The 13,111-nt window shown below is 74.2% G+C and carries 12 protein-coding genes; 5 read left to right on the forward strand and 7 right to left on the reverse strand.

All coding sequences use genetic code 11. From position 1 onward, the window contains the following. Together IRY44_RS01890 and IRY44_RS01895 are read right to left on the reverse strand one after the other, a co-directional pair. Nucleotides 1-2,136, reverse strand: a complete 2,136-nt coding sequence (locus IRY44_RS01890; protein WP_370584818.1) for an APC family permease — start codon at nucleotides 2,134-2,136, stop codon at nucleotides 1-3. Nucleotides 2,137-2,249: 113 nt separating this feature from the next. Then, entirely contained in the window at nucleotides 2,250-3,209 is a 960-nt protein-coding gene (locus IRY44_RS01895) for a DMT family transporter (protein ID WP_194798729.1), read from the reverse strand. Between the two features lie 108 nt (nucleotides 3,210-3,317). Between IRY44_RS01895 and IRY44_RS01900 the strand changes: the two genes are divergently transcribed. After that, on the forward strand, nucleotides 3,318-4,013 hold the full coding sequence (locus IRY44_RS01900; RefSeq protein ID WP_194798730.1) for an HAD family hydrolase: 696 nt from the start codon (nucleotides 3,318-3,320) through the stop codon (nucleotides 4,011-4,013). Nucleotides 4,014-4,071: 58 nt separating this feature from the next. Here IRY44_RS01900 and IRY44_RS01905 read toward each other — a convergent pair whose 3' ends face one another. Continuing rightward, nucleotides 4,072-4,605: a hypothetical protein gene (locus IRY44_RS01905; RefSeq protein WP_194798731.1), complete on the reverse strand. Its 534-nt coding sequence runs from the start codon at nucleotides 4,603-4,605 to the stop codon at nucleotides 4,072-4,074. A 10-nt stretch (nucleotides 4,606-4,615) separates the two neighbouring features. Beyond that, complete coding sequence (locus tag IRY44_RS01910; RefSeq protein WP_194798732.1) at nucleotides 4,616-5,485, reverse strand: PhzF family phenazine biosynthesis protein; 870 nt, start codon at nucleotides 5,483-5,485, stop codon at nucleotides 4,616-4,618. 33 nt (nucleotides 5,486-5,518) lie between these two features. Between IRY44_RS01910 and IRY44_RS01915 the strand changes: the two genes are divergently transcribed. The 3 genes from IRY44_RS01915 (at nucleotide 5,519) to IRY44_RS01925 (ending at nucleotide 8,629) form a co-directional block, all read left to right on the forward strand. Further along, the gene (locus IRY44_RS01915; protein ID WP_194798733.1) at nucleotides 5,519-6,805 is read left to right on the forward strand and encodes a magnesium transporter MgtE N-terminal domain-containing protein; all 1,287 of its coding nucleotides are present in this window, start codon (nucleotides 5,519-5,521) and stop codon (nucleotides 6,803-6,805) included. Further along, nucleotides 6,798-7,406: a DUF1003 domain-containing protein gene (locus IRY44_RS01920; protein ID WP_194798734.1), complete on the forward strand. Its 609-nt coding sequence runs from the start codon at nucleotides 6,798-6,800 to the stop codon at nucleotides 7,404-7,406. The genes IRY44_RS01915 and IRY44_RS01920 overlap by 8 nt, the downstream gene beginning before the upstream one ends. A gap of 74 nt (nucleotides 7,407-7,480) precedes the next feature. After that, nucleotides 7,481-8,629 carry an Mrp/NBP35 family ATP-binding protein gene (locus IRY44_RS01925; protein ID WP_013473894.1) on the forward strand — a complete coding sequence of 383 codons (1,149 nt, stop codon included), beginning with the start codon at nucleotides 7,481-7,483 and terminating at the stop codon, nucleotides 8,627-8,629. A 155-nt stretch (nucleotides 8,630-8,784) separates the two neighbouring features. On the opposite strand, the gene IRY44_RS01930 is transcribed toward IRY44_RS01925, so the two are convergent. Together IRY44_RS01930 and IRY44_RS01935 are read right to left on the reverse strand one after the other, a co-directional pair. After that, nucleotides 8,785-9,201: a preprotein translocase subunit TatB gene (locus IRY44_RS01930; protein ID WP_194798735.1), complete on the reverse strand. Its 417-nt coding sequence runs from the start codon at nucleotides 9,199-9,201 to the stop codon at nucleotides 8,785-8,787. 72 nt (nucleotides 9,202-9,273) lie between these two features. Continuing rightward, nucleotides 9,274-10,578, reverse strand: coding sequence for a S1C family serine protease (locus tag IRY44_RS01935; RefSeq protein WP_194798736.1), 1,305 nt, complete (start codon nucleotides 10,576-10,578; stop codon nucleotides 9,274-9,276). Nucleotides 10,579-10,790: 212 nt separating this feature from the next. Here IRY44_RS01935 and IRY44_RS01940 point away from each other — a divergent pair, with 212 nt between their 5' ends. Further along, nucleotides 10,791-11,441: an O-methyltransferase gene (locus IRY44_RS01940; protein WP_082171245.1), complete on the forward strand. Its 651-nt coding sequence runs from the start codon at nucleotides 10,791-10,793 to the stop codon at nucleotides 11,439-11,441. Between the two features lie 66 nt (nucleotides 11,442-11,507). Here the strand turns inward: IRY44_RS01940 and IRY44_RS01945 are convergent, their stop codons facing one another. Continuing rightward, nucleotides 11,508-13,007 carry a M17 family metallopeptidase gene (locus tag IRY44_RS01945; protein WP_194798737.1) on the reverse strand — a complete coding sequence of 500 codons (1,500 nt, stop codon included), beginning with the start codon at nucleotides 13,005-13,007 and terminating at the stop codon, nucleotides 11,508-11,510. Nucleotides 13,008-13,111: the final 104 nt, after the last annotated feature.

The following is a 13,111-nucleotide window of genomic DNA, read 5'->3' on the forward strand; positions in this document are numbered from 1 at the left end:
TCACCGCGACACGTGCACCGGGACGCTCGTGACCACCACGCCGGGCAGCGCCCGCAACGCCGCCCGTAGCCGCTGCTCGGCGCGGCTGTGCAGCAGCCGGTACCGCCGCCGGCGCAGCACCACCTCCGGCACGATCACGGTGAGCGTCAGGTCCGGGCTCGCGGCGTGCAGCGCCTCCAGGTAGTGCGCCAGCGGCCCGATCACCGACCGGTACGGCGACACGATCGTCTCCAGCTTCAGGTGGTCGCCCCAGGCCCGCCACTGTTCCCGGAACCGGTCCGCCTCGGCCTCCTCGGGCGCGAGGTGCACGGCGAGCGTCGGCCGCCCGAGTGAGGTCGCGTACGCCAGCGCGCGCAGCGACGCCCGGTTCAGCCGGGCCACCGGCACGATCACCAGGTGGCGTACCTGCTGGGGCAGTTCGTCGCACTCGGCGGGCGGCGCGGACGGCGGCGGATGCAGCGCCAGCGCGCGGTGCAGCCGGTCGTAGTGCCTGTGGATCCGGCGGAACAGCAGCACCAGCAGCGGCACGGCGAGCACCACCACCCACGCGCCCTCGGTGAACTTGGCGACCGCCGCGGTCAGCAGCACCAGCCCGGACAGCGCCGCGCCGACCGCGTTGAGCGCGAGCCGGCGTCGCCATCCCGGCCCCCGGCGGCGCCGCCAGTGCACCACCATCCCGGTCTGGGACAGCGTGAACGCGAGGAAGACGCCCACCGCGTAGAGCGGGATCAGCCGCTCGGTGTGCCCGCCGAACGCGACGAACACGACCGCTGCGGTCAGCGCCAGCGCCACCAGCCCGTTGCTGAACGCCAGCCGGTCGCCCATGTGCAGGAACCGGCGTGGCGCGTGCCCGTCCCGGGCCATGAAGAACAACAGCCGGGGGAAGTCGTTGAACGCCGTGTTCGCGGCGAGCAGCAGGATCAGCGCGGTGGTGGCCTGGAGGATCGCGTACCAGGGTCCGCTCGGGAAGGTGACCCGGCCGAGCTGGGACAGCAGCGTCTCGTCCGCCCGGGGCACCAGTCCGTCGAGGTGGATCAGCCCGATCAGGCCCGCGAACAGCGTCACCAGCATGGCGACCATCCAGCCGAGCGTGGTGCGGGCGTTGCGCCACTCGGTCGGGCGGAACGCGGGCACCGCGTTGGAGACCGCCTCGATGCCGGTCATCGACACCGCGCCGGAGGAGAAGGCCCGCAGCACCAGCAGCAGGCCCAGGCCCTCGGCTGCGGGCACCGAGGGCGGCGACAGCGGCGCGAAACCCCGCGAGGCGGCCTTCGCGTAACCGACCGCCAGCACCGCGACAAGCACCACCACGAACGCGTACGTGGGCAGCACGAAGATGTTCCCGGCGGTGCGGACGCCGCGCAGGTTCCCGGCGAGCAGCACGACGATCACCAGCACCCCGAGCGGCACCGCCCACGGATCGAGCCCTGGCAGCGCCGAGGTGACCGCGTGCACCCCGGCCGCCACCGACACGGACACGGTCAGCACGTAGTCGAGCATCAGCCCGGCCGCGGCGGCGAGTCCCGGCGTACGCCCGAGGTTGTCCCCCGCGACGATGTACGAGCCGGCACCGTGCGGGTAGGCCGGGATGGTCTGCCGGTAGGAGAGGCCGACCGCGATCATCAGCAGCACCAGTACGGCGGCGAGCGGCAGGGCCAGTCCGAGCGCGGCGCTCCCGGCCAGCACCAGCACCGCGAGCATCGCCTCCGGCCCGTACGCCACGGAACTGAGCAGGTCCGACGAGAGCACCGGCAGCGCGACGAGTTTGCGCATCCGCTCGTACAGCACCGACGCGCTGGACAGCGGCGGCCCGAGCAGCGCCCGGCGGGTCCGGGCGGCGGCCCGGCCGGCCCGGTCGCCGGGCAGGTCCGCCGCACCGGTGGCGACCAGCTCGTCCGGCTGCGCCACGGTGAACATGTCGATCGGCGCCAGCCGCCCGAACCGGGTCGGCACCGGGTGGTGATCGTGCCGCCCCAGCGTCGGGTCCACCGGCAGGTCGTCGGCGCGACGCGGGCCGCGCCAGCGCTCGCCGATCCGGCCGAGCGCCGCGCGTTCCTCGTCGCCGAGCGGCGGGAACTCGGCCGAGGGCGTGACGACGGTGCCCGTCTCCGCCGCGTCGTCCCGGTCCGCTCCCACTCTGAGCACTTTCGTGCAAACCGGACGGCCCGGTGGCCGGAACGGCGCGACTTCGCCCCGACCGGCGCGGCGGCCGGCTCGCGGCCGCGAGTGCCGCGGTCGAGGCCCGTCGCTCAGTCGCCGAGCGGGGTCGGGTCGGCGGGGGCCGCGACCGGTGCGGCACGGCGACCGGCCCGCGCCCCGCCGAGCACCACCACCGCCACGCCGGCCAGCAGCAGCGCCAGGCCCGGCAGCGCCAGCGGCCGGGGCAGCTGCCCCAGCCACACCCAGCCGATCAGCGCCGCGCCGGGCGCCTCCAGCAGGATCAGCACGCTCACAGTGGTCGCCGAGACCCGGTGCAGGGCGTAGTTGAACATCGAGTGGCCGAGCAGTTGGGCGCCCGCCACCAGGCCGAGGATCGCCAGCCAGGTCGGGCCGTCGAAGCCGTGCAGGCGTACCCCGCCGACCAGGCACACCACGAGCAGGATCACCGCGCAGACGCCGTAGCAGACGGTGGTGTAGGTGGTGGTGGTGCTGATGCTGGCCCGGGCCCGCTCGCCGAACGCGGTGTAGACGGCCGCGAACAGGCCGCCGACCACGGCGAGCAGGTCACCGGCGAACGCCCGGCCGGAGACGCCGAAATCGGCGCCGGTGGCGAGCACCGCGCCGAGCACCGCCACCCCGATGCCGGCCCACACCGCCCTCGGCAGCCGCCGCCCCTGCCCGCGGGCGATCAACCCCTGCCACACCGGCTGCGTGGCGCCGAGCGCGGTCGCGGCCGCCACCGAGGTGAGCTGCGCGCTCGGCATCCAGGTGGCGAAGTGGGCGGCAAGGGCGACCCCGGAGAGTACGCAGTAGAGCCCTTCGCGCCGGCCCGGGCCGACGGTCAGCGCGCGGAGTTCGGCGCGCCGCCGGATCAACGCGACCGGGCCGAGGACCGCCGCCGACAACGCGGTACGCCAGAACGCCACCGCCAGCGCCGACGCGGCGGCGAACGCCACGAGCGGCGCCGAGGACGAGACCGAGGCGACGGCCAGGGTGAGCGCGCCGACCGTCAGCGCGTCGAGCGGCGGGCGATGCGGAACGGTAGGCACGAACGGTAATCCTCACACGGGCACCCGACCGACACGGAACGTCAGCACTCCGTTACGATCATGCGCGTCCCGGCGATCCTCCCCCTCGACGTCCGGAGGCGTTCCCTCATGCTCCGATTCCAGGCGGTGCTGTTCGACTTCTTCGGCACCCTGACTCACGGCGTACGGCGCGGAGCCGCCCACCGCGCCACCGCCGACATGCTCGGCTGCTCCACCGAGGCCCTGGTGGAGGTGCTGGACAGCAGCTTCTACGAGCGGGCCAGCGGCTCCTTCGGGAACGCCGAGTCGACGATGCGCTGGGTGTGCGCCCGGCTCGGCGTACACCCGTCCGACGCAACCGTGCGCGCCGCCGTCGCCACCCGGCACCGGGCCGTACGCGCCGACACCCGGCTGCGTGCGGAGGCGGTGCCGGTGCTGGCCGCGTTGCGCCACCGGGGCGTCCGTACCGGGCTGGTCAGCGACTGCACGCACGAACTGCCGGCGTTCCTGCCGCAGCTCGCCGTCGCACCGCTGCTCGACGCCCAGGTCTTCTCGGTACGCCTCGGACGCTGCAAACCGGACCCGGCGCTCTACCTGGCCGCGTGTTACCGGCTCGGCCAGTCCCCGGCCGACTGCCTCTACGTCGGGGACGGCGACAGCCAGGAACTGACCGGCGCGGAACGGGCCGGGCTGAGCGCGGTTCGGCTGGCCGCGCCGGATCTCGCCGACCACGTGGTCCTCAACGCCGACCACGGCTTCGACGGGCCGTCGCTGACCTCACTGACGGACGTGCTCGACCTGCTCGACCCGGTCCCCGTCGCCTGACCCGGCTCAGCGGCCGCGACCCGCTCGCTGGACGCGGCTCGGCCCGTCGGGCGCGGCGTCAGCGGCGGCGGACGCGGTGCAGGCGGAACGGCTTGCGGACGGCCCGCACCACAGGGGCCGGTCGGGGCTGCTCACTCAGCGAGCCGTCCGGCAGGTCCGCGCCGGTCACCGCGGTGCCGGCGGGCGCGAGCCGGTTGAGCGCGCACCCCTGCGCCGCCCACCGCTCCACCAGCTCGGCGGCGGAGCCCGAGGCGTTGAGCCGCTTCGCCGCGACCAGCGGCGCGACGGTGTCCCACTCCTCGGTGCCGGGTCGCAGCCGGGTCACCCGCGCCGGCCAGGTGACGATCCGCCCGCCGTGGTCGCCGCGCAGCGTCACGTCAGCCGTGTCGCTGTCGGCGAGCCCTGGTGCGGCCTGCTCGCCGGGGCCGGTGACCACGAGCAGGGTGCCCTCCAACGGCAGGCACCACAGCGCGTAGGCCGGGCCACCGGCGGTGCTCACCCAGCAGACCGCGGCCTTCTTCACCGCCTCGTCCACAAGCGGCGGCGTCACCCGCTCGTCCACCTCGTCACTCACCCCGCCATCCTGCCCCATCCCTCGCGGGTCAGCCGATGAACGGGGGGACGGTGATCTCGCCTCGGGCCACCGGCATGACCTGGCCGGAGACGGTCGCGCCCACCGCCAGCCCGCCGGACGCGGTCACCGTGCAGGCGAGCGTCGACGGGCGGTTGATCTCGATGCCCTGCCGGACCGTGTACTCCGCGCGGCCCTCGCCGGGCAGCAGACCGCTGGCGACCAGCCACACGCCCAGTCCCAGGGCGGCCGAGCCGGTCGCCGGGTCCTCCGGTACGCCGAGCCCCGGCACGAAGACCCGGGCGTGCGCGGTTTGCGAATCGGGCTCCCAGGAGAAGAGGCTGACGTGCTCCACTCCGTACCGCTGCGCCGCCGTCGTGTTCAACCGTGCCCGGGCCACCGCGTCCGGGCGTACCGGAAGGTAGGGGAATTCGAGGCCGCACCCGGCGACCCGCGGTGGCGGGCCGACGTGGTCGGGGCCGGTGAGGCCGACCATCTCCAGCAGCGGCTCCGGGTCGAGTTCCGGGCCGAGCGTGGGCGTGCCGCCGGTGAGCGTCGCGCCGGTGGCTGTCACCTCGATCGGCAGGACGCCGGCGCCGCACTCCTGGGTGATCCGGCCGGCGCCGAAGACGCCGCGCCGGCTCGCGGTCACCGCCGCGCCGACGCTCGGGTGCCCGGCGAAGGGCAGCTCGTCGGCCGGGGTGAAGATCCGGGCCCGGTAGGTGGCGCCCACCTGCGTCGGCGGCAGCACGAAGACCGTCTCGGACAGGTTGAACTCCAGCGCGAGCGCCTGCATCTGCTCGGTGGCCAGCCCTTCCGCGCCGAACACCACGGCCAGCGGGTTGCCGGCGAACGGGCGGTCGGTGAAGACGTCCACGATCTCGTAGCCCAAGGTCGACATGTTGTTAGAGACTAGGCCCTTAGGCTGGTGGCCGTGAGCACGCCGAACCGGGTCTACCTCGCTCGACTCGCCGGAGTCGCCGTTTTCGACCCCAACGGCGACCAGGTCGGCCGCGTCCGCGACGCGGTGGCCCGGATGCGGGCGACCCAGCGACCGCCGGAGGTGGTCGGTCTGGTCGCCGAGATGCCGATGCGGCGGCGCATCTTCCTGTCCATCAACCGGATCACCTCCATCGACACGGACGCGGTGGTGCTCGGCAGCGGCACGCTCAACCTGCGCCGGTTCGAGAAGCGCCCGAACGAGCTGCTGGTGCTCCAGGAGCTCCTGGACCGCCGGGTCCAGCTCGACAGCGGGCAGGCCGGCTCCGTGGTGGACGTGGCGATGGAGTCCAGCCGCGGCGGCGAGTGGGCGCTGAGCCGCGTCGCCGTGCGCGAGCACACCGGCCGGCTCACCCGCCGCGGCCACCTCCACCAGGTCGACTGGGACCGGGTCCGCGGGCTGGGCGCGGTCGGCGACAACCGGGGTACGGCGAACCTGCTCGCCGTCCTGGAGGACATGCGCCCGGCCGACCTGGCGAACGCCCTCCAGGATCTGCCCGACGCCCGGCGCAACGAGGTGGCCGCCGCGCTCGACGACGAACGCCTCGCCGACGTGCTGAGCGAGCTGCCCGAGCGCGACCAGGTGGAGATCCTGGCCGCGCTGGACCGTCAGCGCGCCGCCGACGTGCTGGAGGAGATGGAGCCGGACGACGCGGCCGACCTGCTGAACGAGCTGCCCCCGCCGGAGCAGGACGTGCTGCTGGACCTGATGGAGCCGGACGAGGCCGACCCGGTACGCCAGTTGCTGCGCTACGCCTCCGGCACCGCCGGCAGCGTGATGACCTCGGAGCCGGTGATCCTGCCGCCGGACGCCACGGTGGCCGAGGCGCTGGCCCGGATCCGGGAGGCTCAGCTGTCCCCCGCGGTGGCGGCACAGGTCTTCGTGGCCCGTGCTCCGCTGACCACGCCGACCGGCCGCTACCTGGGTATGGTGCATTTCCAGCGGTTGCTCCGCGAACCGCCGGCCGACCTGCTCGGCGGCATCGTGGTGAACGACATCGACCCGCTGCGCACGTCGACGCCGCTGCCCGAGATCACCCGCCGGATGGCCACGTACGACATGGTCGGGATGCCGGTGGTGGACCGGAACAACCGGCTGGTCGGCGCGGTGACAGTGGACGACGTGCTGGACCACTCCCTGCCGCGCGACTGGCGGGACCGGGACGCGGCCTCCCCCTCGTCCGCCACCGACGACGGCACCCTGGACGGCGACGATGAGTGATCAGCGACGCGGCGACCGGCTCGACCAGCCGCGCGCCCCGCGGAGCCTGCACCTGCCGCGGATCGACGCGGAGACGTTCGGCCGCTGGGCCGAGGGCATCGCCCGGGGCATGGGTACGGCGAACTTCCTCGTCTACATGACGCTGATCCTGGTGGCCTGGTTCCTGTGGAACACGCTGGCGCCGGCGAATCTGCGCTTCGACCCGTACACCTTCACGTTCCTGACCTTGATCCTCTCCCTGCAGGCGTCGTACGCGGCGCCGCTGATCCTGCTCGCGCAGAACCGGCAGGCGGACCGGGACCGGATCGCGCTGGACGAGGACCGGCGGCGGGCCACGCTGCAGAAGGCCGACACGGAGTACCTGGCCCGGGAGATCGCCGCGCTGCGGATCGCGATGGGTGAGGTGGCGACGCGGGACTTCCTGCGCTCGGAGCTGACCCGGCTGGGTGAGGAGCTGGACGAGGCGGCCGAGCGGCGGCGCAAGCTGGAGCGGCGGCAGCAGGAGCGGGAGGGCCGCCGGACGGGCGGCGGCGAGCCGCTGGACGAACCCCGGGACGATCTTGACGGCGACTACGCGCGGGACGGCCGCTACGAGGGCTGACCGCGGCCATCGAATCGCTCACACCGCCCCCGCCAGCGGCGGTGGCCGATGACCCGCGACGTAGCATTGCGGGCATGTCAGCACCCGTCAGCACCGTCTCCGACGCGATCCAGGCCGCCCTGGCCACCGTCAACGACCCGGAGATCCGCCGGCCGATCACCGAACTCGGCATGGTCCAGTCCGCCGAGCGTGGCGAGGACGGCGTGGTCCGGGTGGAGCTGCTGCTCACCGTGGCCGGCTGCCCGCTGAAGGACAAGCTGCGCAGTGACATCACCGCCGCCGTGGGCGCGGTACCCGGCGTGAGCGGTGTCGAGATCATCTTCGGGGTGATGAGCCCGGAGCAGCGCCAGGAGCTCCAGTCGAAGCTGCGCGGTGGCGGCGCCACCGCCGAGCCGGTGATCCCGTTCGCCCAGCCGGGCTCGCGGACCCGGGTCTACGCGGTCGCCAGCGGCAAGGGCGGTGTCGGCAAGTCCAGCGTCACCGTCAACCTGGCCGCCGCACTGGCCTCGCGCGGCCTGTCGGTGGGCGTGGTGGACGCGGACATCTACGGCCACTCGGTGCCGCGGATGCTCGGCGCCGACGGCGCGCCGACCCGCGTCGAGGACATGATCATGCCGCCGCAGTCGCACGGCGTGAAGGTCATCTCGATCGGCATGTTCACCCCCGGCAACGCCGCGGTGGTCTGGCGCGGGCCGATGCTTCACCGGGCGCTTCAGCAGTTCCTCGCCGACGTCTACTGGGGTGACCTGGACGTCCTGCTGCTCGACCTGCCGCCGGGCACCGGCGACATCGCGATCTCGGTGGCCCAGTTGCTGCCGAACGCGGAGATCCTCGTCGTCACCACGCCGCAGGCGGCCGCCGCCGAGGTGGCCGAGCGGGCCGGCGCGATCTCGCTGCAGACCCACCAGCGGGTGGTCGGCGTGATCGAGAACATGTCCTGGCTGGAGATGCCGGACGGTTCCCGGATGGAGGTCTTCGGGGCCGGTGGCGGCGCGGCGGTGGCCGAGTCGCTGACCCGCACGATCGGCGCGCAGGTGCCGGTGCTGGGGCAGATCCCGCTGGACACCCGGGTCCGCGAGGGCGGCGACGCCGGTCAGCCGATCGTGCTGGCGCAGCCGGACGCCCCGGCCGCGAAGGCCCTGTTCGAGGTCGCCGACCGCCTGGCCGTACGCCGCGAGTCGCTGCTCGGCAAGCCCCTGGGCCTCAAGCCCGCCGGCCGCTGACCCCGCCTCCGCTCCCGCCGCTCCCCGTCCCCGGGCCGGCCCGGGGACGGGGCCGGGGTCGATCATGAGGTTGACGGTCGCCGGGGCGGCGTGTCGCGCCGTCAACTTCATGATCGACGGCGCGATCGGGGGACGATCGGCGGGAGGGCGCTCGGTCAGGTGGCGTCGTCGTAGGACGGGCGGGGGGCCGGCGGCGCGGGGGTGGGGGTGCTGGTCGCCACGCTCGGGGTACGCAGGTCGGCGGCCTTGGCGACGTCCTTCAGCTCGTCGTGCACGCCTGTGACGTCCGAGCGCAGGTTGTCGTACATGCTCTGCAGCGGCTTGCGGATCGCCTGCTCGTCGTCCTCGCTGAGCAGGTGCTTGCGGATGAACGCCTTGGGGTGCAGATCCTCCAGCTGGATGTCCGTACCCAGCTCGCGGCTCAGGTCACCGGTCGCGTTGCGCGCCATGTTGCGCAGGTTGCGGACCATGCGGAGGCCGTCGCTGATCACGTTGGGCAGCCGATCGCCGAAGATCAACAGCGCCAGGAGCAGCAGGACGCCGATCTCCCACCAGTTCAGGTTCTCGAACACCGCGGCCTCCTCGTCCGTGTCAGGGCCAGACTACGCACGTCAGGTGACCATCGGGGAGGGGGTGACGGGTCCTCACTTCGCATCCGCGGCGAGCGTCACCGACGCGTTCTGCCGCGCCGACCCGCGCCGGTACTCGACTGTCACCACGGAACCGGGTGCGTACTTGCGCACCAGGGCCACCAGGTCGGTCGGATCGGTCATCGGATGGCCGTCCAGCCGGAGCACCACGTCCCCGGTACGCAGTCCGGCCGCCGCCGCCGGACCCGCCGGCTCGACCGCGTTGAGGCGTACCCCGCCGCCGGTGGCGCCGGTGCCGCCCACCTGGGCGCCGATCACCGTACGCCGGGCCTTGCCGGTGCCGATGATGTCCTCGGTGATCCGCTTCGCCTGGTTGATCGGGATGGCGAAGGCGAGGCCGATGTTGCCCGCCTCCTGCCCGTCGGCCACCAGCGACTTGATCGTGGAGTTCACGCCGACCACCCGCCCGGCGCCGTCCACCAGCGGGCCGCCCGAGTTGCCGTGGTTGACGGCGGCGTCGGTCTGGATCGCCGCGTAGTAGCGGGTCGGCCCGCCCGGCTCGCCGGCCTGCATGGTCCGGTCCAGCGCGCTCACGATGCCGGCGGTGACGGTGTTGGCGAGCGACAACGGCGACCCGATGGCGAGCACCGGGTCACCGACCGCGAGCGCGTCGGAGTCGCCGAACTGCACCGGGGTCAGCCCGCTGCGCGAGACCTTGATCACGGCGAGGTCCGACTCCGGATCCTGCCCGACCACGGTGCCGGCGGCGGTGCTGCCGTCGTTGAACACGACGGTGGCCTTGCCGGGGCCGTCGGCGACCACGTGGTCGTTGGTGACGATGTGGCCCTCGCTGGTCACCACGAAGCCGGAGCCCTCGCTGGTGCCGCCGAGGCTGACCACCCGGATGGTGACCACGCTGGGCAGGACCCGCTCGGCCACCCCGGCCAGCGACTCGGGCTTGCGCTGGGCCAACGCCGGGGCCTGGCCGGACTGCGCGCCGATCGTCGGCACGTCACCGCCGCGCAGGAACGCGTACGTCAGGGCGCTGCCCAGCGAACCGGCCAGCAGGGCCGTGACCAGGGAGATCAGCACCACCTGGCGCATCCCCGGCCGGGCCGGCAGGTCCGGGTCGGTGACCGGTTCCGGCTCCCCCGCCCCCGGTGCCGGCGCCGCCGGAACCACCACGGCGGCGGGCGCGTACGGGTCGCGCCAGGGGTCGGCCAGCGCGTCGGACCACCACGGCGACGCCGTCCGACCCGACGCGTCCTGCGGCGGTCGTCCGGACGCCGGCCCACCCGGCACCGGCGATCCGCCGGGCCGCCGCCAGTCCCAGCCGTCGGTCACGTCGGTGCCTCCCACTTCGTCCCGCTGGCCCCGCGCCGGCGGCCGGCGGAGCCGGACGACAGTGACGCGCGGGACCCATCCAGGATTACACGGATGACGCGAACGGGGTCAGGGGTTGCCCTCCGTGAGCACTCCACGGCGGACTCGCGGCTGCGCCGCTACCGGCCCGCCTCTACGCTCACAGTGCATACCGCCCCTCGCACCAGTCCGCCCCTCGGAGGTGTCCCATCGCCACGGTCGCCGGTCACGGCAGTTCGACGGCCCAGGCGCTCCACTTCGCCGAGTCTTTCGTCACCGAGGATCTCGTGCTGCGCACGGCCCGCGCCCTCGCCCACGAGGTGGGGGTGGAGGCGGTCACGCCCGGGTCGGGTGCCGCGCTGCGGCTGCTCGCCGCCGCCGGCAACGCCCGGGCGGTGGTGGAGATCGGCACCGGCACCGGGGTGAGCGGCGTGTGGCTGCTGCGCGGCATGCGCCCCGACGGTGTGCTCACCACGATCGACGTCGAGGTCGAATACCAGCGCATCGCCCGGCGGCTGTTCCAGGAGGCGGGCTTTCCGTCGGGGCGTACCCGGATCATCACCGGCCGGGCCCTCGACGTGCTGCCGCGGCTCGCGGACGGCGCCTACGACCTGGTCTTCGTGGACGCGGTAGCGACCGGCTTCGCCGCGTACGTGGACGCGGCGCTGCGGCTGCTGCGCCCCGGCGGCGTGCTCGCGCTCAACGGCGCGCTGGCGGCCGGCCGGATCGGCGACCCGGCCGCGCGGGACGCCGAGACGGTCACCGTGCGGGAGACCATCAAGGCGATCCGCGAGTCGGAGCACTGGGTGCCCGCGCTGCTGCCGGTCGGCCACGGCCTGCTCGCCGCCGTGAAGGCCTGACGAGGCCGGCTCAGCCCAGCGTGCCCTGCACGCCTGACTCAGGCCGGCGTGCCCTGCACGCCTGACTCAGCCCAGCGTCGCCAGCCAGCGCAGCAGCCCGCGCACACCCCAGCCGGTGGCGCCCTTGACCAGCTCGCCGTGCGTGTCGTCGGACCACGACGGCGCGGACATGTCCAGGTGCGCCCATCGGTCCCGCAGGTCGCCGGTGAACTCCCGCAGGAACAGCGCGGCGACCACCGAGCCGGCGCCCTGCGCCGGGGAGCTGTGCAGGTCCGCGATCTCGCTGGCCAGGTATTCCACGTAGTCGTCGGCGAGCGGCATCCGCCAGGCCCGCTCGCCGGCCGCGGTGATCGCGTCGAGCAGGCGGGTCGCGAGCGCGTCGTTCTCGCTGTAGAGCGCGGCGTGCCGCTTGCCCAGGGCCACGGCGTTCGCGCCGGTCAGCGTCGCCAGGTCGATCAGCAGGTCGGGCTTCAGCTCGTGGACCGCGTACGCCAGCGCGTCGGCGAGCACCAGCCGGCCCTCGGCGTCGGAGTTGGTGCTCTCGCTGGTCAGCCCGCCGTAGTGCCGGATCACGTCGCCGGGGCGGTACGCCGAGCCGCTGACCGAGTTCTCGGCGAGCGGGGCGAGCGTGGTGACCCGGACCGGCAGGCCCAGGTCGGCGGCGCCGAGCGTCGCGGCGATCACCGCGGCGGCGCCGGCCATGTCCTTTCGCATGAGCTTCATGGCCGGCACCGGCTTGATCGAGATGCCGCCGGTGTCGAACGTGATGCCCTTGCCGACGAGCACCACGTGGGTCCGCGCGTCATCGGGCCGCCAGTCCAGTTCCACCAGGCGCGGGCCGCTCGCGGAGCCGCCGCCGACGGCCAGCAGACCGCCGAAGCCCTCGGCCCCCAGCTCCTCCGGGCCGCGTACCCGCAGGTGCAGGCCGGGGCGCCCGGACGCGGCCTCGGTCACCTGGGCGGCGAACCACTCCGGGTTCTTGGTGGACGAGGGCATGTTCGTCAGGTCCCGGGCGAGCCGGGTCGCCTCGGCGGTGGCCCGGGCGGCGTCGAGCGTGCCGGCGAGCGCGTCCGGGTCGTCGACGAGCACCGACACCTCGGCCAGGGCGGGCCGCTTGCCGGCCTCGGTGAGGCGGAAGCGGTACGAGCCGAGCAGCAGCCCCTCGGCGAGGCCACGCAGCGCCGCCGTCGCGTCGGCGGGAAGCGCGATGGTGATCTGCGTCTCATCCTTCGCCGCGCGGGCCAGCGCCGCGCCTGCGGTACGCCAGTCACGCTCCTCGCCGTCGCCGACGCCGAGCAGCCACAGCCGCGCCGGGGAGCCACCGGGGCGCAGGTGCTCGCGTACCTCACCGGCCGCGCCGGTGAGCCGGGTGGCGGGGAGTACGGCGGCGGCCTCGGCCCGGACGTCGCCGCCGATCGGCACGGCGGTCGGGACCAGTCCGGGTTCGGGCGAGGCGGTGGAGTCCGGCGAGATCAGGGAGTCCGGGGAGTCCGACCCTCCGGGACGGACGGGCAGGACGAGAGCGTCGGGCCCCGAGGGCCCGCTCACCAGACGAATGACCAGCACGCTGGACCGTACCTCCGAAATGGGTTGAACAGGCGCATTTCGCCACGCGCCTGCCGAGGAAAGACCCTGAGCCACCGGGCACGCCGGTGGCTCAGGGTAGGACG

This window comes from Micromonospora sp. ANENR4 (assembly GCF_015354395.1).
GTDB lineage: Bacteria > Actinomycetota > Actinomycetes > Mycobacteriales > Micromonosporaceae > Micromonospora > Micromonospora aurantiaca.

What these genes read in the sequence shown, in the direction of transcription:
- IRY44_RS01900 (WP_194798730.1), top strand. Translation starts at nt 3,318, where the DNA reads ATGCTCCGATTCCAGGCGGTGCTGTTCGACTTCTTCGGCACCCTGACT.
- IRY44_RS01905 (WP_194798731.1), bottom strand. Translation starts at nt 4,605, where the DNA reads ATGGGGCAGGATGGCGGGGTGAGTGACGAGGTGGACGAGCGGGTGACG.
- IRY44_RS01910 (WP_194798732.1), bottom strand. Translation starts at nt 5,485, where the DNA reads ATGTCGACCTTGGGCTACGAGATCGTGGACGTCTTCACCGACCGCCCG.
- IRY44_RS01920 (WP_194798734.1), top strand. Translation starts at nt 6,798, where the DNA reads ATGAGTGATCAGCGACGCGGCGACCGGCTCGACCAGCCGCGCGCCCCG.
- IRY44_RS01925 (WP_013473894.1), top strand. Translation starts at nt 7,481, where the DNA reads ATGTCAGCACCCGTCAGCACCGTCTCCGACGCGATCCAGGCCGCCCTG.